The organism is Caulobacter sp. RHG1 (assembly GCF_013181195.1).
GTDB lineage: Bacteria > Pseudomonadota > Alphaproteobacteria > Caulobacterales > Caulobacteraceae > Caulobacter.
In genome coordinates this window covers 422115-438590 of record NZ_SMZP01000004.1, presented here as the reverse complement: position 1 = coordinate 438590, position 16476 = coordinate 422115, and the positions used below count along the sequence as shown (strand labels likewise).

At 65.6% G+C, this 16476-nt stretch carries 21 protein-coding genes and 1 tRNA gene; 6 read left to right on the top strand and 16 right to left on the bottom strand.

Features of this window, described 5'->3' with window-relative positions; genetic code table 11:
- On the bottom strand, nucleotides 1–426 hold the full coding sequence (locus tag E1H18_RS13425) for a winged helix-turn-helix domain-containing protein (protein WP_172269082.1): 426 nt from the start codon (nucleotides 424–426) through the stop codon (nucleotides 1–3).
- A 100-nt stretch (nucleotides 427–526) separates the two neighbouring features.
- On the bottom strand, nucleotides 527–2509 hold the full coding sequence (locus E1H18_RS13420) for a S9 family peptidase (RefSeq protein ID WP_172269079.1): 1983 nt from the start codon (nucleotides 2507–2509) through the stop codon (nucleotides 527–529).
- Nucleotides 2510–2633: 124 nt separating this feature from the next.
- On the opposite strand from E1H18_RS13420, the gene E1H18_RS13415 reads away from it, so the two are divergent.
- Nucleotides 2634–2708: transfer RNA gene (locus tag E1H18_RS13415), tRNA-Gly, on the top strand.
- Between the two features lie 431 nt (nucleotides 2709–3139).
- Here E1H18_RS13415 and E1H18_RS13410 read toward each other — a convergent pair.
- Nucleotides 3140–3340, bottom strand: coding sequence for a hypothetical protein (locus E1H18_RS13410; protein ID WP_172269076.1), 201 nt, complete (start codon nucleotides 3338–3340; stop codon nucleotides 3140–3142).
- Nucleotides 3341–3351: 11 nt separating this feature from the next.
- The gene (locus tag E1H18_RS27180; RefSeq protein WP_304515714.1) at nucleotides 3352–3489 is read right to left on the bottom strand and encodes a YlcI/YnfO family protein; all 138 of its coding nucleotides are present in this window, start codon (nucleotides 3487–3489) and stop codon (nucleotides 3352–3354) included.
- Nucleotides 3490–3655: 166 nt separating this feature from the next.
- Here E1H18_RS27180 and E1H18_RS13405 point away from each other — a divergent pair, with 166 nt between their 5' ends.
- The 4 genes from E1H18_RS13405 (at nucleotide 3656) to E1H18_RS13390 (ending at nucleotide 5198) form a co-directional block, all read left to right on the top strand.
- A complete protein-coding gene (locus tag E1H18_RS13405) occupies nucleotides 3656–4231 on the top strand; it encodes a hypothetical protein (RefSeq protein ID WP_172269073.1) in 576 nt (191 codons plus the stop codon).
- Nucleotides 4232–4274: 43 nt separating this feature from the next.
- On the top strand, nucleotides 4275–4703 hold the full coding sequence (locus E1H18_RS13400) for a hypothetical protein (RefSeq protein ID WP_172269070.1): 429 nt from the start codon (nucleotides 4275–4277) through the stop codon (nucleotides 4701–4703).
- 44 nt (nucleotides 4704–4747) lie between these two features.
- Nucleotides 4748–4942: a hypothetical protein gene (locus E1H18_RS13395; protein ID WP_172269067.1), complete on the top strand. Its 195-nt coding sequence runs from the start codon at nucleotides 4748–4750 to the stop codon at nucleotides 4940–4942.
- 73 nt (nucleotides 4943–5015) lie between these two features.
- A complete protein-coding gene (locus E1H18_RS13390; protein ID WP_172269064.1) occupies nucleotides 5016–5198 on the top strand; it encodes a hypothetical protein in 183 nt (60 codons plus the stop codon).
- 69 nt (nucleotides 5199–5267) lie between these two features.
- Here E1H18_RS13390 and E1H18_RS13385 read toward each other — a convergent pair whose 3' ends face one another.
- From E1H18_RS13385 to E1H18_RS13365, 5 genes are all read right to left on the bottom strand, one after another.
- Nucleotides 5268–5723, bottom strand: a complete 456-nt coding sequence (locus E1H18_RS13385) for a DUF1353 domain-containing protein (protein WP_172269061.1) — start codon at nucleotides 5721–5723, stop codon at nucleotides 5268–5270.
- Nucleotides 5724–5725: 2 nt separating this feature from the next.
- Nucleotides 5726–5983, bottom strand: coding sequence for a hypothetical protein (locus E1H18_RS13380; protein WP_172269058.1), 258 nt, complete (start codon nucleotides 5981–5983; stop codon nucleotides 5726–5728).
- A gap of 141 nt (nucleotides 5984–6124) precedes the next feature.
- Nucleotides 6125–6673, bottom strand: coding sequence for a lysozyme (locus E1H18_RS13375; RefSeq protein WP_172269055.1), 549 nt, complete (start codon nucleotides 6671–6673; stop codon nucleotides 6125–6127).
- Between the two features lie 104 nt (nucleotides 6674–6777).
- The gene (locus tag E1H18_RS13370; RefSeq protein ID WP_172269052.1) at nucleotides 6778–7053 is read right to left on the bottom strand and encodes a hypothetical protein; all 276 of its coding nucleotides are present in this window, start codon (nucleotides 7051–7053) and stop codon (nucleotides 6778–6780) included.
- Nucleotides 7050–7472 (bottom strand): hypothetical protein, encoded by a 423-nt coding sequence (locus E1H18_RS13365; protein ID WP_172269049.1) that lies wholly within the window; start codon nucleotides 7470–7472, stop codon nucleotides 7050–7052. The genes E1H18_RS13370 and E1H18_RS13365 overlap by 4 nt, the downstream gene beginning before the upstream one ends.
- 527 nt (nucleotides 7473–7999) lie before the next feature.
- Between E1H18_RS13365 and E1H18_RS13360 the strand changes: the two genes are divergently transcribed.
- Nucleotides 8000–8218, top strand: a complete 219-nt coding sequence (locus tag E1H18_RS13360) for a hypothetical protein (RefSeq protein WP_172269046.1) — start codon at nucleotides 8000–8002, stop codon at nucleotides 8216–8218.
- 12 nt (nucleotides 8219–8230) lie between these two features.
- Here E1H18_RS13360 and E1H18_RS13355 read toward each other — a convergent pair whose 3' ends face one another.
- The 7 genes from E1H18_RS13355 to E1H18_RS13325 all read right to left on the bottom strand — a co-directional run bounded on the left by E1H18_RS13355 (nucleotide 8231) and on the right by E1H18_RS13325 (nucleotide 16418).
- A complete protein-coding gene (locus tag E1H18_RS13355; protein WP_172269043.1) occupies nucleotides 8231–9472 on the bottom strand; it encodes an SGNH/GDSL hydrolase family protein in 1242 nt (413 codons plus the stop codon).
- Between the two features lie 155 nt (nucleotides 9473–9627).
- Nucleotides 9628–9891, bottom strand: coding sequence for a hypothetical protein (locus E1H18_RS13350; protein WP_172269041.1), 264 nt, complete (start codon nucleotides 9889–9891; stop codon nucleotides 9628–9630).
- Nucleotides 9892–10106: 215 nt separating this feature from the next.
- The gene (locus E1H18_RS13345) at nucleotides 10107–10478 is read right to left on the bottom strand and encodes a hypothetical protein (protein WP_172269039.1); all 372 of its coding nucleotides are present in this window, start codon (nucleotides 10476–10478) and stop codon (nucleotides 10107–10109) included.
- A complete protein-coding gene (locus tag E1H18_RS13340; RefSeq protein ID WP_172269037.1) occupies nucleotides 10462–10986 on the bottom strand; it encodes a hypothetical protein in 525 nt (174 codons plus the stop codon). The genes E1H18_RS13345 and E1H18_RS13340 overlap by 17 nt, the downstream gene beginning before the upstream one ends.
- A gap of 4 nt (nucleotides 10987–10990) precedes the next feature.
- Nucleotides 10991–11989, bottom strand: coding sequence for a hypothetical protein (locus E1H18_RS13335; RefSeq protein ID WP_172269035.1), 999 nt, complete (start codon nucleotides 11987–11989; stop codon nucleotides 10991–10993).
- Nucleotides 11990–11991: 2 nt separating this feature from the next.
- Nucleotides 11992–12903: a hypothetical protein gene (locus E1H18_RS13330; RefSeq protein WP_172269033.1), complete on the bottom strand. Its 912-nt coding sequence runs from the start codon at nucleotides 12901–12903 to the stop codon at nucleotides 11992–11994.
- Nucleotides 12903–16418: a hypothetical protein gene (locus E1H18_RS13325; protein ID WP_172269031.1), complete on the bottom strand. Its 3516-nt coding sequence runs from the start codon at nucleotides 16416–16418 to the stop codon at nucleotides 12903–12905. Before E1H18_RS13325 ends, E1H18_RS13330 begins: the two co-directional genes overlap by 1 nt.
- Nucleotides 16419–16476 lie beyond the last annotated feature (58 nt).

Sequence of the window (16476 nt, the reverse complement as noted above, 5' to 3'; positions counted from 1 at the left end):
CTAGCGCTGGGCCAACAGGTTCGAGACCCAGACGGGGCGGCGCAGCCACCCCGTCGCAGCGGGCGTCGACTTTGGGGCGAAGATCCAGCGATAACCGATACCCGGCACGGTCTCGATGAAGCGCGGGGCGTGAGCATCATCGCCCAACGCCCGCCGCAACGCCTCGATGCACAGGCTCAGCGCCTGGCCCGAGCCGTCGCCGGCGCCCCACATCATCTCCACCAGATGCGCGCTGGACACCGTCAGGCCCGGCCGGTCGGCAAGGGCCATCAGCAGGTCGAAAGCGCGCGGCTCCAGGGCGCTGGTCCCGTGCGGGGCCTTGAGGCGACGCGAGCCGATCTCGACCGTGACGTCACCGAACGCCATGCGATGCGGGACGGCCGGAGCCGGATCGAAGCTACGAGGGGTTTCGGTCAGGATTGGCACGCGACGCTCGACTCCATACTCGCCCCCGCGACCGCCGGCATGGAGACGGCAAGTTGCGGCGTGAATTTGTCCGCGCCCGCTCTTTCGGGCCGCGTTTCCGCTAGAGCTTCAACGCCTCGCGCAGGAAAGCGTCCGCCTTGTCTAACATTTGAGCACGCGCCTGGCTGTCATCCAGCTGATGATCCAGGCCTGGATAGACGACGAGCTCGGACTTGCCGCCGGCGGCCTTGAGGCGCGATTGCATCAGACGCGATTCCGCAATGCTGACATTCATGTCCTGGTCGCCGTGGAACATCAGCACCGGCGCCTTGATCAGGCCGGCGTTCTGGGCGGGCGAGCCCTCCTTCACGTGTGGCCCGCGACCGATATAGCCGTCGACGCGCTTGAAGCTGGTGAAGGCCCGGGACTCCTCTCGCAGCGCGTCCAGGTCGGTGACCGGGGCGATGGCGACGATCGCCTTGAACAGGTTGGCGTCCAGCACCGACGACTGCAGGGCGGCATAGCCGCCGTACGACCAGCCGACGATCGCCAGCTTGCCCGGCGCGGCGATCCCCTGTGTCGACAGCCAGCGGCCGGCGTCGACCACGTCGCCAATCGCCGTGCGCCACGATTGGAAACCGTTCTTCTGGAACCAGGCCTCGCCATAGCCGGCCGAGCCTCGGAAGTTGGGCTGCAGCACCGCAAAGCCGCGCTGGGCGAAGTATTGCGCCAGCCAGTCGAAGCCCCACTCGTCACGGCTCTCGGGACCGCCGTGCGGCATGACGATGGCCGGGATGTTCTTTCCGTCCGAGCCGAGCGGCAGAGTCAGATAGGCGGGAATGTCGGTCCCGTCGGCGGCCTTGTACGACACGGGCTTGACGGGCGAGAGCTTGTAGCCCGCCAGTTCGGGTCGGCCCGGCGTTACCTCGGCCAAGCGCTTGGCGGACTTGTCATAGAGATAGTAGCGGCCCGGCTCGACATCGGCGCCGGCCCACAGCAGCAGGCGCGAACCGTCCTGACTGGCGTCTAGGAAGCGGATCATCGGCTGGTTCAGGGCCTTGGACAGCGCTGCGGCCATGGCCTTCAGCGCCGGGTCGAAGAATTCGACGTGGCGGCGCTCGGTGGCGTAGCTGGCGCCGACCACGCGACGCTGGCGCCCCACGCGGATCAGGCGATCGACGTCGACGGCGTCGTGCGCCAGCAGCACCTCGCGCTTGCCGGAACCGTCCAGCGCCACGCGCAAGGCGACCCGGCGACCATCCGCCCACTCGAAGCCATAGGCGGCGTTCAGCCCCTGGTCGACGTCGGTCGGCACGAACCCCGTACGCGCGTCGCCGTCATAGCTGGACAGCGGCGCCCAGGCCCCGCCGTCGGCGGGCCGGTAGAAGTAGTTCACCCGATCGGTGTCGTAGCCGACATTGGTCTTGGATCGCTGGCCGTAGATCCGCACCACGCCATGCTGGTCGGAGATGTAGCGCGCCACATCGGGACGCGGCGGTTCGACCGAGACGCGCTGCAGGGTGCTGGTGTCGACCTTTTCGACCGCCAGCCCTCGCCGCGTGTTGGCCAGCAAGGTGCCGGTCGTGGCCTCCTCGCGATAGCGCCGGGTCATCATCACCGAGCCGCCGGCCGGCTCATCGACCAGCCAGTCGATGACGTCGCCGCCGAACTGTTGATACTCGAGCACCGTGTTGTTCGACGTCGCGCTGAGCTCCCGCACATCGCCGCCGTCCGCGTTCAGCGCCACCACACGGGTAAACACCAGCTTCCGGGCGTCCTGCAGGCTCACCATGTAGATATCGCAGACCAGACGGACGTTCGACACCCAGCCACAGCCGGTTAGACGATCGGGCTTGCCGGTCGCGCTGAAGATCGGCTTGGGCTGACTGGAGCCATCGGCCGGCGCCACGACCAGCACCGAAGCCTGACCGCCGGCCAGCGGCTGGATCATGGCGATCGACTTGCCGTCGGGCGACAGGCTGGCGTCCAGCACCGACTCACGTGCGCCGAAGGCTTTGGCGGCAGGGCTTTCCGCAGCTTGAGCCGCACCGGCGAACGCCAGGGCGGCCAGACCAGACAGGGCCGAGCGACAGAACTGGATCATCTGAATCGACTTTAAGCTGAAACCCCGAGATAGACCCACTAGAGGTCAAGCCGCCGCAGGAAATCAAGTCTCGCCATCGCCGCTTGAGTGCGCGGTCCAGGCGGGCTAAACGGAGCGTCCTCTGGCGGGCGTAGTTCAGAGGTAGAACGTCAGCTTCCCAAGCTGAATGTCGGGGGTTCGATTCCCCCCGCCCGCTCCAAGGATCACAAGGGTTTACCGCCTTCTCCAACCATCCTTCCAGATGTAGTTGGGAAAAAGTTGGGAGTCGGAGTTCGCTCTTCGTGCCGAATCTCACTCCCGCCGACTGCGCCCACGGGCCTGTCTCGGTCTCTGCGCATCTAGTGCGCAGGTCTAGTGTGGACTTGGAAGCGTTGAGGGGCGGCCCCTGGCGCCTGTCCCGCGCCCGTGAAGGGCGCTGCCAGCCCGAAGGCCAACTCGGCGTAGTTCCAGCGCTTGCCGCCCCTGTACGCTTACTGATGCTGCAGGTTGGGTCGAATGCGGGGGTTTCGCCCGCGGCCTCGACCCCGTCTCGGCTTTCGCCTCGTTAGGACCGCGCTCTCCTGAGCTGAGCTAATCCGTCCCGGCTCGCAGCCCCTCCTTCTACCACAAAAGCAGAGTCGGGGAATCCCCTTAGGCCGGAACGTCGGTCCAGCGGGTCGCGTAGTCCTCGTGGATTGACGGCCATGACGCGCTCTTGCCGAAGCCGAGGTAGCGCACCCGGGCGTCAGGCCGGACCTTGTCGCGATAGGCCACTATCGGCCCCGCGCCCTTGAAGTCGACCAGGATGCGGCGATCGTCTGGCGCGCTGTCCATCGTCTGCCACTCGCTCATGATCTCCCCCTCTAGGGCTTGGGCTTGGAGCGCTCGCGGCGCTTGATCTCGTTCTCGACGGCCTCTTGCACGAAGGCCGTTCGCGTCTCGTCGGCGCGGCGAGCGTCATCCATGCGCGCCAGCGTCCCCTCAGGGAAGCGCGCCGCCATCTGCTCAAAATTGACCTTCGTGCGTCCCACGCCACGGCGAGTAGCGGATTCGACGATCTCTGACAATTTCTGATATCCGCTATTGACGCCAATCTGATATCAGCTATTTATTAGATATCAGATTGAAACGCAAGGCGGCGTTGGCCGCACCCTCAAGGATCATCGAATGAACATCACCCTGGAAAGCCTCGGCCTCTCGGTCGAGCAAATGCAAGACCGCCTCGTCGAGGCGCTGATCGACCGCTTCCTGACCAGCAACGTCAGCGACGAGGACGGCGAGCCCGTCGCCATCGTCAGCAAGTTTCAGACCTCGATCCGCGAGGCCATCCTGACCCGCGTCGACGAGAGCGTTGAGCGTCTGATCGCCCCCGCCCTGGACGGCTCGATCACCTCGTACATCGACAACTACAAGATCCAGTCGACGAACGGTTACGGCGAGCCCAAGCGCGAGCCCGAGACCATCACCGAGTACATCATCCGCCGCGCCAACGAGTACCTGACCGAGGGCGTTAACTTCGAGGGCAAGTCCAAGAAGGAGTATTCGGCCAGCGGTCGCGACTCCTACGGCTACAAGGATGCGACCACGCGCGTCGCCTTCCTGATCGACAAGCGCCTCAACGACGAAATCGCCAAGGCCATGCAGGAGGCCCTGAAGACGGCGAACGAGGCCATCACCGGCGGCCTCAAGTCGGCAGTGGCTTTCGAGCTGAACAAGATCAACGCCAAGCTCAAAGCGGCCTAACACCAACCCCAACGCGGCTTATGCCGTAGACGGAGAGACCCAGATGACGACTGCCCTTGAAGTGATGTTTGACGCCGGAGTGCGCGTCGAGGAACTGATCTACATTCCTGGCGCCGTGGCGAGCGATGAGAGCTTTCCGAAGGCCTTGGAGGAGTTCGGCGAGGACCTTCCGGCCGAAGAGGATGCCGAAATTTACAAGGCCATCCCTGCCCTTGCGCCGTTCGCCGACGAGAACAACGAACCTGAGGCGTGGCGCGTCGCGGAGGCTCTGCGCTTCCTTCCGGGCTTCCTCGTGCAGGCGGCAACGCCCGTTCGCAGGCCGTACGGGTCGAGCGGTGCTTTCACGTCCAGTTGGGGCCACTACCATACGGCGTGGCTGCACGCGCCTACCGAGGCCGATATCGCCACGGTTTGCGCCGCCTGGGCCGAGGAGCGCCACAACGAGGACATGCCGGGACGGGCCACCGCCTAGCCCCCTTCCCTACCCCCAAGACAGCAGGAGAGCGAGAGACCCCGATGAGCGAGAAGACACCCCTCGAAGGTTACCTTGAACCGGAAGCTCTGCGGACATGCTCCGACAAATACGCGGCGACCGTCAGCATCGCGATCAGCCTAAAGCGCATCGCCGACCTGATGGAAGGCCATCCGCAGAAGATCGGTGTCTGTGACGCCCTGGCTTCGATCGCCGATCGGATGCCGACGTCCTACTAGCCCCCTCTCTAAGGGGGACGAGATCGCAGGAGATTGAGATGCGCGACGAACGCCAGATCGAGCACGAAGGCGAATGATCCGCGTCACCACTACATGGCGCAACGACAACCCCAACACGATCTGGAACCGCCTTGCCGCGCGCCTGGGTCGCGAGCCCACAGATGCCGAGGGGGTTGACGAGGTCCGGCGCATCCTGGAAGAGGCCGCCGTTGAGCGCGCGATGGCCGGGAAGATGCCGCACCAGCGCAGAGCCTGAACGACGAAAGCCCGCCGCCTCAGAGAGACGACGGCCTCTTGAGTGGTCAAGGATTGCTTGACTACTGGGTCAGGTGCCCCAGCGCGATGCGCCGAAGAGGCGGACGGCCCGGTAGATCAGTGCCCGTTTGAGCGCGGGTACGCCGAGCGCCTTCATCGCCTCGTTCAACAGGTCATCGACCTCCTTCCGAGACATGGCGCCGTCCCAGCCGGCGGAGATGTAGCCCTGATCGTGCAGGACCGCCGCCTTGGCCCAGGGCCCGTCCGGCGGCAGCAAGCCGCGCGCCAGCGGCGGGATCGATGCCAGATCCGTGACCCCTGCGAACCGGATGGTCCGCAGGGCCTCGTCGGTCCAGCCGATGGGGTCAAACGAGGGCACGATAATCAGCACCCCCGACCCGAGTTCGCCAACCTCCCAGGTCAGCGGCGAGGACAGCCGCCACAGAACGCGGCCACCTCGTAGTACGGGCCGGCCGCTGCTGTACTCCAGCAGGACCAAGCCCAGGTGATCGGTGAAACGCGACATGGTCAGGTGCCGCCCGGGGGAACAGCGGGCTCGGCCGCCGGCGCCGTCTTCGGCGGGCAGCGGACCTGGCCCGAGATGGTCGCGCCCGAGCCGGGGTTGAACGCCCCGACGCTCGCCGAGTAGCTGACCAGCCGTTCGCAGTGGGCGTAGTTTTCGCCCAGGGCCCTCAGGACTTCGGCCGGATCGGTGTTGCCGGTAGCGCAGGCGCTGAGCGACAGGCACGCAGCGGCGCACGCGGCCACGAGAGTGACGCGCTTCATGGTGGTCTCCGATGCTGGAGGAATTGCCGGAACGAGCCATCCGGCGCGGCGTTCATCAGAGGATCGCATCGAAGAGCCCCTACTCTTGCGATCCCTCAAGCCCCGGCCCGCTTCCCCCTCGGCGCCGGGGCTTTTCACGTCTCAGGCCTTGCCGAGGAAGACGGCTCGCTCGGCCTCGCGCCGGTTGACCAGGCCCTGCAGCACCTTGCCGCCGGCAAACTTCCACGACCGGAAGGCGTCGGCCGCGCCGACCAAATCACCAGCCAGGAACTTTCGGCGCACGGTGCTGTCGGCGAAGTCGGCTTTGCCGCCAATCTCCCCGACGCCGATGTTGTAGGCGAGCGACACCATGGCCCCCAATTGGGCGTCGGTCGGCGTGCGGCCGGCGAGCAGGCGCACCACCTTGTCGGTCACCTCCTGCGCCACCTGGGTCAGCAGGAGATCGGCCTCGAGGCGCGTCAGGCCGCCGGGCCAGCGCTTGCGCCAGATGCGATAGGCCTGCTCGCGGTTGGTCACGGGCTTGCCGTTCTCAAACAGGGCATAGCCCCACCCGACGGTCCAGATCCCGATCGGGTCGGCCTCCGGCTCCAGAATGTGCGGGGTCTTCTTGTCGCCGTCGTGCAGGCCCTCGAAACGCTTGATGAGCGCTAGGGCGCTCGCAGGCACAGCTCGCGCTTTAGTAGTAGCCATAACGGCCTCCTTGTGGTGGAGTTGTGATGGGCGGCTCTCCTAGTCGCCGCCCAGGTCCCAGACGGCCGCGGCGCCAACCTCCCCATCGGCGTCGCGGCCAAGGATCAGGCTTTCGGCTCGACCGTCGCGGTGAGCGTGGCCCCTGCCGGTGCGTTGACCGTCGTTTGGGTGTCGCCTTCGCTGGCCGGCTTCTTGTTGCCCCAGCGCGCGCCGACGTAGGCGCCCAGCGCCGCGCCGAACGTGCCCGACGACAGAGCGGCCAGGATCGGCAGGTTGGCCTGCGGGATTGTCAGGAAGGCCAGAGCCCACATGACGAAGCCCATGATCAGTAGGCTGGCGACGACCACGATGGCGTCGAGGGTGCGGTAGTCGCGGGTCACATGGCCTCCAGCATCTTGAGGAGCAGCGCGCCGCCGCCGGCGCCGGCGACGATCTTCAGAAGGTCGAGGGTCCATTTGCCGCCCAGCAGCACGCCCTGGCCTTTCGTCTTCAGCAACTCGATCGCGTCGAGGCGGCTGTTCTGGGTTTTCTGTTCGGTGCGGACCAAGGTCATTGCGTGCTCGACGTCGGCCCTGAGGTCCGCGACCAGCTTGCGCGCTTCGGCCCGCACTTCGGCGACCCGCTCCAGTGCGTTCTGCTCCCGGAGGATGACGGTGATCTCGCGCGCGGTGTCACGCGCCTCTCTGGCGTCTGCCTGGGCGCTGGCGACGGCCTTGGTCGTCTCTTCCTGGCGCGCCTCTACGGCAGCCAGCCCGGCCAACACCTTCTGGAGCATGGCTGACGTTGGGGATGCGGTCATGCGCGCTCCTACCCTCCGGCTCTTAGGCCTGGTCGTTGTGATGGTCGTTGGTGGGCGGAACTTGGCCGCCAGAAGGCCGTTGAGCGCTCGCCGGTCGTGGCGCCCGCTCAACGCGACGTGACTGGAGCCGGCCGTCGGTGGGGAGAGTCGACGGCCGGCAACTCACATGCTCCGCCACGTCATGGAATCACGGTATCCGCCCGCCCCGATGAAGGTTTGGATCGAGCCTCGCACCCGCCCCGACAAGAACGGAGAGCCGGTGCTCTATTACGACGTCGTGACCAGCCACGGCGCCAGCATCCTCCCAATGGAGCTTTCGTTCTCGACCAGAGTGGACGCTGTCGCCTGGGCGGCGGGACGCCATCAGGTTTATCTAACGCCCAGGCCAAGAGCCGACCGCTAGGATCGCTCGTCCTTGCCCGCCCGCCGTTGGGCAGAGGATGTGTCTATGAGAGCGGCGCGACCTGTCGCCGCACCTCAGGCCAGGTAACTTTTTCAAAGGCGCCGCCCGTGTAGATCCCCGCGCCATGGCGTACCTTGAAACCGTTTCAGTCGACGGCGACCGGTTGCACCTCAAATGGTGCAAGGACGGTCAGCTACTCCCAGAGCAGATCACCATGAAGTCGGAGTTCGCGGCCCGCGAAGCCGCCGGCCTTCTCGACGTGATAAAGCCCTCATTTCGGTCTGAGGCCATGGTGCGGAACATTCTGAAGACAGTGCCGACGGGTCCCAGGCGCTCGAAGTAGGGGTGTGGGGGTCTAGGCCGCAAAGAACAGGCCGCGAACGGCGTTAGCTAGGCGTCGCCCGCCCGCCGCGTGACCAGCCTTGTTCCAGTGCGTCTTGTCCGGGTTGAGCTCAAAGTCACCAATGCTGGTTCCCGTTGGCGCTCCAGTATCACCGCCCCCGAATTGCCAAGGCGACGAGGCCGTGGAAACCGGAACGGTGAAGACTAGAGGGTCGCTGACGGAGACCGCTGCGGTGAGTATGGTGTTCTCCATCGTGATCGTGGTGGCGTCAGGGCCACGGTTCCCTGCCCAGCACCCAAGCACGATAACCACGGCTTTTGGATACAGCGTTCTAATGCGCTGTAAGCAATTGACCACTTCGACTGCCACCGCCGAGGGCGTTTGCGAATAGTCATTGTAACCAGTCGCGATCACGACGACGTCGGGGGTGACACCCGGATGAAGTGTCGGCCATAGCGCGATTTGATCGTATAGCTTCGACCGCCCCGCGCCAGCCGTGATCCAACCCGTACCGCCAACCGACAGCTGATAGGGGTTATCCCAACCCAGCAAGCGTGCCGCAACATTGCCAAATGCCAAGGCTCCGGGTTGACCAGGGGCTTCAATCAACTGGCCTTCACCGTAACTGTCGCCTGCATAGAATACGATGACGCCGTCTGAGACGTAGGGGCGCTGACAGCTCTCCGTAGGTTTCACCCGCAGGCCTAGAAACCCGGCCTGCATACTGGCCTCAAACCGGATAGTCCGTTGCGCACGGACACCACTGAAGTCGACTTTTATGTAGTTAACACCGTTGTTCACAGCATAGGCGACCGGAGTCTTGGCGACGTAACGACCGTCGACCATGATCCGGAAGTAAAAACTCGTGAAGCCCTGGGCGACGAACTCCATGCTATCGCCACTAGTTTGGGTTTCAATGGACCAACCCCACGCCTGTCGATCAGGGGTCCCTGTGAGGATGCTCGAAAGGTTTCCGTTGGTGTTCGGTGAAACGCTGGCGACGGGGAATACCATCTGAGTGTTGTCGGCTTTAAGCGTGGGATTGCCACCCAAGACGCGCCAAGCGGCCGTACCGGTCGTGATGCTGTACGCTTTGGACAAGTTGGCGTCGTGAGTCCCCGACACCGAAACTGCTACGCCCGACGCTTCGGAAGCATCCTCAGGGTTGAAGGCCTGAGCGGCAGCGGCAGCTCGTTTCAACTTTTCAATTTTCGCTGCGTTTGACGCAGAAAAAACTCGCGTGGTCGCGGCCATCTATGCGGCCTCCATCAGGTAGGCGCCGTCCTGATCGGTCAGGTACGTGCCGTCAGGATCGATGAGGAATACGAAGCCGGGAGGCGGGTAGACCCCACCACCCTTGCGAGGTTGAGGGGTAAGGCTCAGCCCCAGGCCGAGGCGAAGGCCCGGCATTAGGCGAGCCTCACGGCGCACTTCTCGGCGGCGTCGGTGACGGCGAAGTCGCGTGAAGTGCCCGCCGGGAGGAGCCAGCCGGCGCCAGGGGCAGCTTCGGGCGCACCAGGGCCGAACTTCACCCAGATCGCGGCATCGAGCGCGGTCACGTTCCAGACTTGGCCAACGAGCGCGGTACCGGACACGATGTCCGGCACGACGGCGGAGACACCGGTGGGCGTCACCGTCTTCGCTGCGACTTCAACGGAGTCGGCGACGGGCATAGTCGAGCCCGTGGAAGCTCGGGCGCGGGGCGAGACTTGGGACAGGACGACGTGAGCGGTAGGCATTGGGCGGATTTATCCTTCCGGCTCGGGAAGGGTCTCCGGCACACTCCGGCCGGAGTGCGGACATGCCAGGCTCCGAAGGGGCTGGCTCCAATGCTTTTGAGCGCCCCTCGGCGCGGTGGATAGGAACGAACCCGCTGCGGCGGGCGGTGTCAGGCGCTCGGCGACCGAACCGTGACGTGGACGAACAGAACTTCGGTCCCGACGGGCTCGGTGATGGGCTTTTCCTGGCCCAGGACGGTCGGGATGAGGCCGGTCTTCAGGATCACGAAGCGGGTCACCCGCCCGCGAACAAAGGCGATGGCGTCGGCGAGGCTCGTGGGCGTGGTCAGGCCGTGGTCATAGGTTCGGGCGTTGTCGGCGGCCTTCTCGACGACAGCGGTCGCAACAGGCCAGGCCGTGAAACGTCCGGCTGGCAGGGGCGGCGACCACGAACCATCCGCCGAAACCGCCACCCGCCTCGAATAGGGCGCGAGGCCCTTCATCGCTCCCTTGGGCGCGACCATCTCACGGCCAACCTGCATCGGCGGCCGCGCGCGTAGCGGCGACGCCGGCAATAGTCGTCTGGGCGCGGACCAGGGCCTTGCGCTGAACCCGCCAGATGGCATTGGCCTCTTTGCGCTGAGACCCTGCCTCGAAGCAGCGGAGGAACTGCTCGGCCGGCGCCAGGACGGTTGCGTTGTCCGAGACGATGACCTTGATGACGGCGGTAGGGTTGCCTTCCAGCACGGCGGCAAGCGCCCTCGCCTGCTGGCCCTGCCAATCGGTGATGTTGACCGCCCCCATCTGAAGCGCTCGTACCCCGGCGGCGACCGTCTGGCCGGTCATCAGGAGGGCCGGCGTTGCCTCAAAGTCGAACTGCAGATCCAGGGCGTCGCGGGCGTCACTTGCCCGGTCGATACGGGCGCACTCGTCGGCAATGACTTGGTCGATCGACCCAACCAGCGCGGCGACCTCCTCGGCCGTCAGCTCGCGGGAGACCGGCGCTAGAGCCTCGCCGTCAGGCCCGCGCTCAACACGAAGTTCGATCATGGCTTCACTTCCTATAGGTGCGGATAGCCCCGCCAGCGACGAAGGTGTTCGCGCCATTGCCCAGGCCGAAGCGGACATGGGTGACGGCGCTGGCTACGCGTGCATTGCCGACGCCAATTTGACCCGCGCTCGATGCGGCGGGAGCCCCGCCAAGCGCGCCTGAGACAGCGCCCCGGATGATCGGCATCGTGGTGTTGTAGGCCGCCAGCTCGACGTTGCCGTAGAACGCCGCGAGGTTTCCGGTGTTGACCGGAATGAGCGACGAGAAGGTCGAGCCATTCGTGCTCACGGCCATGTAGAGGACGTCGACGCCAGACGGGACCACGCCATCGATCTCGAACTTGAGGTCGTTGAACCCGGAAGGGACAGCCAGGGTGATCAGGTTGGGCGTGCCGGTCGGATTGAAGGTGTTGTCGAGCACCCACGCCGAAGCCGGTCCAACGTTGCCCTGGTCGCCCTTGTCGCCCTTGGGGACCAGGATCATCACCAGGTCAGCGCCATTGTCGAAGGGGTTGGCCGCCGAAACCTGAACGTTCGAGAGGGCGATGTTGGCGTAGCCGGCCGCCGCGGTGTTGGCCGTCGCGGTCGCCACCATCCACTTCAGCGGATTGCCGACCTGATAGATGAACACCGTGCCCTTGATGGCGCTGGTGCTGGTCAGCAAAGCCAGGCGCGGCGCAGCCGAGACGCCCTGATTGTCCAGGTTGTCGGCCAGGGCCGCCGTCGCAGAGCCCTGGGTGAGATTGTTCAGGCGCAGCTTGCCGTTGCCCGGGTCGCCGACCGCCGCCGACGCGCCATCGAACGTGTAGGTCAGGACGATCCCACCCGGCGCGGCCGCAAGGGCCAACTGTGAGAACATGGGCGCGAGCAGATTGGCGAAGGCCTGATGTTCCGTTGTCAGGGTAACCAGCCACGCCACCAGGGCATCAGCCCGAGCGTCGAAGTTCGTCGGATCTTGGGTGGTCGGAGGCGTCGGTGGGGGCGTGAAGACGTAAGGGTCCACGATCAGACCTCCTCAAGCTCAAGGTTGATGATGGCGTCGTTCGGATGATCCATGCTGATCGACAGCTTCTTGTAGACGCCGAGGATCAGCAGTGCGGGGAAGTAGCCCGATGCCTGGTCGTCGAGGCCTGACCAGAGGGCCGGGACGGCGTTCAGGTCGTCGATCAGCGCCAGGATGGTCGGGACGGCGGACTTCTTGCAGAGCACTTGCGCGGTGACGCGCGGCACCGAGCGCTTCTTTTGAAGGATCGCGGTGCCAAAGCTGTCGCGTTCGATCTTCGAGAAGTTCAGCCCCTCGCGCTCAGGGCTGTGCAAGGTGATGCCGAGATAGACGCTCTTGCCCATCACGACGCCGCCGCACGTCACGGGGCCGGTTGCCCGGGTAAGGGTGATGGTGATGACGGCGTTGGTGTAGGGCGGCAGGTCGAAAAGCGCCGCTTCGTTGCGGTAGCGGAACGGGCCGAAGAAGTAGCCGTACCAGCCGGTCGTCATGCGATCGAGCAGGTTGACCGTGTAGCTGCGACGCTCAACGCCACCGACAGTCACCTTCACCGTCACCGTGTCGGCGATCAGCCCAACCAGGCCAAGGGAGTCGACGCGGCTTCCCGGCGTCACCACGACCGTCAGCGGCGAGGCCGTGGTCGTTCCGGTGTTTCGGTCCAGATCGAACATGGCCCAACGGTTGGTCGGGCCAATGTCGAGCCAGTTGGCGGTGTCGCTCTCTGGCGCCGTCGTTCCGGCCCCTGCGACCAGGCGCTGGTAGACGCGGTGGGTTGCGGTGCGGATGACCTTGAAGTCCTTGGCGTAGGTCGTGCCCGAGACCCAGGCGACCTCGCCGCCCGCCACATCCGGTTCACCAACGGCCGGCGTCGTCAGCATTGCTGGCGTGACGGTCAGCGGAGGAATGACGCGCATCAGGCGTTGACCGTCTTCATCGCTTCGCCCCCGTCGGTGCTGTTGCGGATGTAGCTTTCCAGCTTCTTGATGTCCGAGGCCTGGCTCGCGACCGTCTGGCGAAGGGTCCGCAACTCAGCGACGACCGCGGCCCAACCGTTGTCGTTGGCCGCGCCGCCGCCTTGGGGTGTGAACGTCGCCATCTCGCCGGCCGAGACCCGCGCGATGGGCTGGTTGTTCAGGCTCAGGATGTTCTGGTCGATGCCGGGGTTTCCACCCAGGATCATCGAACCGCCATTGGCGAAGGCTGGGAGGCCCTTCTGGTCCGCCAGCATGCCCTGCCACATTCTGGCGATAGCGGCGGGGATGCCGGCCTGGCGCTGCGACTCCTGTAGGGCCAGAGCCCGCGCCCAAGCGACGTCGAGCTGATAGCCGGCGGACGACGACTGCGTGTTCTGGGAGGCTTCCAGGAACGTCCGGATCAGGGGCTCGATGTCCCCGCCCTTCTTGGCGCCGGCGATCAGGTTCGACTTGGCCGCGTCGTAGCCCGCCATCTGGCCAGCCATGCCCAATTCGCCCGAAAGTTCGTTGGCCAGGTCCTTCAGGCTCTTGGTCAGCTCGTAGGACTTGTAGATCGTGTCCAAGAGGCCGTTGCCGAGGGATTTCATCGCCTCAGCTTGGCGCTCATAGGCCGCGGTCAATTCGTTGGCGACATGGGCTTGGATGCGCGCTGTTTCAGCGGCGGCAGCAAGCGCCGCTTCCTGCTCAGCTGCGGCCCTGGCGGCTTCCTCCGCCTGAAGAGCCGTCGCCGCCGCGGCATCCTGTAGGCCATAGAGTTTGTCGATCAGATCGCCCAGCGCCGGATCAAGCGCGACAGCTTCCGCCCTCTCCTTCCCGCGAGCCTTGGCCAGCAGGTCGGCCGACGACAGGGTGAGCTTGTCGATCTCGTCTTGGATTGAAGAGCGGCGGGCCTCGACCTGGGCAGCCTTCTCCGCGGCCTTGGCGGCGGCTTCGGCGGCGTCCGTCGCGGCGTAGAGTTGCTTCTGCAGGTCGACCAGCGAGGGGTCGAGCTTCAGCAGCGCGGCGAGTTCATCCTCACGGCGGGCGGCGACGGCCTCCAGGGTCTTGCCCTGGGCCTCCAGCATCGAGATCTCGATCGAGCGCTTGGTGTCGGCGACCGTCTGGACGCGCTGCGCCTCTTCGGCCTGGCGGCGGGCCTCTTCCTCCTGGCGCGCACGCTTCTTGGCGCCGCCGCCGCCGAAGAGCGATCCCAGCCCCCCTATCACCGCGCCGATGCCAGCGCCGGCGAGCGTGCCAAGGCCGGGTAACAGGGCGGTGCCCAGGGCAGAGCCGGCGAAAGCCGCGCCGCTGAGCGCGCCGGACGCCGCACCGCTGATGCCCGCACCAACCTTCCCGCCGACGATCGAGCCGACGCCCATGCCGACACCCGCCAGAGCTTGGATCTTCTGCAGTTCGGTGGCGTTCTGGCCCAGCGCCACCTTCACCTTCGCCAGGACGTTCAGCAGGCCGGCGAAGCCTGTAGACCAGTCGTTCTCGGCAATCGCGCGGCCGATGTCCTCGATGTCGAAGCGTAGACCCCGCGCTTGGCCAGCGGCTTCCTCCATCTCGAACGCAAGATTTTCGAGATCGCTCGGGATGCGGATGTCGCCCAAGGTCCGGTCGAGTTGTTGCGCCGCGGCGTTCAGGTCGCGCGTGCGCTTTTCGGTCGCCTGGATGACGGCAGCCATATAGGGCCAGATCTCCTCCGACGCCTTGAGCAGCTTGTCCTCGTCGAAGGGCTTCAGGCCGGCAAGCTGCTCGACCTCCTTGGCGACCGATCGGACTGCGGTGGCGGTGCGGGTGGCGGCGTCCGCTTGATCGCTAAAGGCAGGTACAGGCGCGAGGTAGGCCTCGTTGCGATACTTGTTGACGGCCTCGTATGCCTCCTTGGCGATCTTCAGGTTCTCAGCCGCCTCCTTGTAGAAAGGATTAGCCTTTGGATCCGTCGCCTTTGCCGGCGCTACGACCGCGAAACCGCCGGCCCCGCCAGCGGACATCATCGTCGGGCCCGGCTTGTTGACCCGGTCGAACGCCTTTTGGGCCTCGCTGTATTTCTGAGCCGCCTCCATAGCTTGGTCGTTCAGCTTGCGCAGCGCGTTCTCACGCAGCAGCTTGTTCTGCTGCTCGAGCGAAACGTTCGAGGTGCGAAGCCATTTGTCGTAGTTGCGCAGGCCGTCAGCGGCCAGTTCAGCACCGACGCCCGCCTGGGTCAGGTAGGGAGATATCTGGGCCAGTTCCTTGTTCTGGTCCTGCAAATCCTTATTGAGGTCCTTGAGCGCCTTCGCCTGCTTCTGGTGCGCGTCCACGAGATACCAAACACCAGCCCCGACCGCGGCTAGGCCTGCGATCCAGGGGGCAAACGTGACGATCAGGCCGCGCGCCGCTGTGGCCATTTGGCCAAGCGCGGTCTTCACGCCCACGCCCTCGGCTTTCATCTGGGCAAACACGTCGACGACCTGCGGCGTTTGCTGCACCAGGGTCATGAACACCATCTGGAGCGGCTTGCCCGAGGTCGCGGCGGCGATGAAGCCGCCCCCCATGTCCGAAGCCTGGCGGCTCAGGTTCAACATGGCGTAGGTCAGGTTCTTTGACCCACCAACCGCTGTCGCGTGGCCCTTGTTCAGGTTGTCGATGGCCAGCAGGTCGGACGTGGCGGCGCGCGTGACCTTGCTCAGCGAGTCCTCGTACTGGCGAGCGGTGATCGCGCCGTGCGCCAGGGCGTCGTCGAGGAGCTTCGTGTTCTGCGCGAGTCGCAGTTGAACGGCGGCAAACGGGTCAAGCGAGGCACGCAGGCTGTCGTATTGCCGAGAGAGCGAAGCGACCTGCGCCGCGGCGGCTGCTTGGGCTTGCGCCCCCTCGCGTGCGGCGGCGGCCTCCTCGGTCGCGCGCTGACGGGCCATGCGCAGGCGGAAGGAGGTGACTTGTTGGGCGGAGCGCTCGGCCTCCCGGTCGGCGTCTGCAATCGCCTTCGCCGCGGCGCGTGCCGCTTGGCTTTCTTCCCGCTCAGCCGCGCGGGCAAGCGCCACGCGCTCGCGCATGATTTCGGCCTGAATGGCTTGAGAATGCTTCCATGCGGCCTGTGCTTCGCGGGCGGCGTCAGCTTCGGCCTTTGCCACCACTCTCGCCGCCTGCTCCTGTTGCTTCGCCAATGCGCTCGCCGCCTGCGCATTGCGGATCATCATCAGCGCCGTCGCCTCTTGCGACGCGCGGAAGCTGCCATCTTCCTTCGCGAACCGACCCAAGCTGTCGCGGGCCTGGCCATAGACGGTGGCGAGGGCCCTCATCGACTTCTCGGCGTTGCCAGCCGCCGTTCCCGAAAGGCCTTGGGCGATGGCCGCGTCGCGCTGCGCGGCGCTGGTCCTGGTGAATTGATCTTCGACTTCGCGAGCAGCCCCCTTCATCGCCCTGAGGGAAGCGGTCGCTTCGTCGGCCTTCGGGACGCGAACGTCCAAGGCCAAAGTTGCCAAGGTTTCCATGGGTCACCTCCAGGCTTTCACGCACGACAAGCGCCCGCCGAAGCGGGGCTGTGTGGAC

Bases quoted from the DNA above. Each gene is read 5' to 3' on its own strand.
- E1H18_RS13420 (WP_172269079.1), bottom strand. From the start codon at position 2,509: ATGATCCAGTTCTGTCGCTCGGCCCTGTCTGGTCTGGCCGCCCTGGCG.
- E1H18_RS13410 (WP_172269076.1), bottom strand. From the start codon at position 3,340: ATGAGCGAGTGGCAGACGATGGACAGCGCGCCAGACGATCGCCGCATC.
- E1H18_RS27180 (WP_304515714.1), bottom strand. From the start codon at position 3,489: ATGGCGGCGCGCTTCCCTGAGGGGACGCTGGCGCGCATGGATGACGCT.
- E1H18_RS13405 (WP_172269073.1), top strand. From the start codon at position 3,656: ATGAACATCACCCTGGAAAGCCTCGGCCTCTCGGTCGAGCAAATGCAA.
- E1H18_RS13400 (WP_172269070.1), top strand. From the start codon at position 4,275: ATGACGACTGCCCTTGAAGTGATGTTTGACGCCGGAGTGCGCGTCGAG.
- E1H18_RS13395 (WP_172269067.1), top strand. From the start codon at position 4,748: ATGAGCGAGAAGACACCCCTCGAAGGTTACCTTGAACCGGAAGCTCTG.
- E1H18_RS13390 (WP_172269064.1), top strand. From the start codon at position 5,016: ATGATCCGCGTCACCACTACATGGCGCAACGACAACCCCAACACGATC.
- E1H18_RS13385 (WP_172269061.1), bottom strand. From the start codon at position 5,723: ATGTCGCGTTTCACCGATCACCTGGGCTTGGTCCTGCTGGAGTACAGC.
- E1H18_RS13380 (WP_172269058.1), bottom strand. From the start codon at position 5,983: ATGAAGCGCGTCACTCTCGTGGCCGCGTGCGCCGCTGCGTGCCTGTCG.
- E1H18_RS13375 (WP_172269055.1), bottom strand. From the start codon at position 6,673: ATGGCTACTACTAAAGCGCGAGCTGTGCCTGCGAGCGCCCTAGCGCTC.
- E1H18_RS13365 (WP_172269049.1), bottom strand. From the start codon at position 7,472: ATGACCGCATCCCCAACGTCAGCCATGCTCCAGAAGGTGTTGGCCGGG.
- E1H18_RS13360 (WP_172269046.1), top strand. From the start codon at position 8,000: ATGGCGTACCTTGAAACCGTTTCAGTCGACGGCGACCGGTTGCACCTC.
- E1H18_RS13355 (WP_172269043.1), bottom strand. From the start codon at position 9,472: ATGGCCGCGACCACGCGAGTTTTTTCTGCGTCAAACGCAGCGAAAATT.
- E1H18_RS13350 (WP_172269041.1), bottom strand. From the start codon at position 9,891: ATGCCCGTCGCCGACTCCGTTGAAGTCGCAGCGAAGACGGTGACGCCC.
- E1H18_RS13345 (WP_172269039.1), bottom strand. From the start codon at position 10,478: ATGCAGGTTGGCCGTGAGATGGTCGCGCCCAAGGGAGCGATGAAGGGC.
- E1H18_RS13340 (WP_172269037.1), bottom strand. From the start codon at position 10,986: ATGATCGAACTTCGTGTTGAGCGCGGGCCTGACGGCGAGGCTCTAGCG.
- E1H18_RS13330 (WP_172269033.1), bottom strand. From the start codon at position 12,903: ATGCGCGTCATTCCTCCGCTGACCGTCACGCCAGCAATGCTGACGACG.
- E1H18_RS13325 (WP_172269031.1), bottom strand. From the start codon at position 16,418: ATGGAAACCTTGGCAACTTTGGCCTTGGACGTTCGCGTCCCGAAGGCC.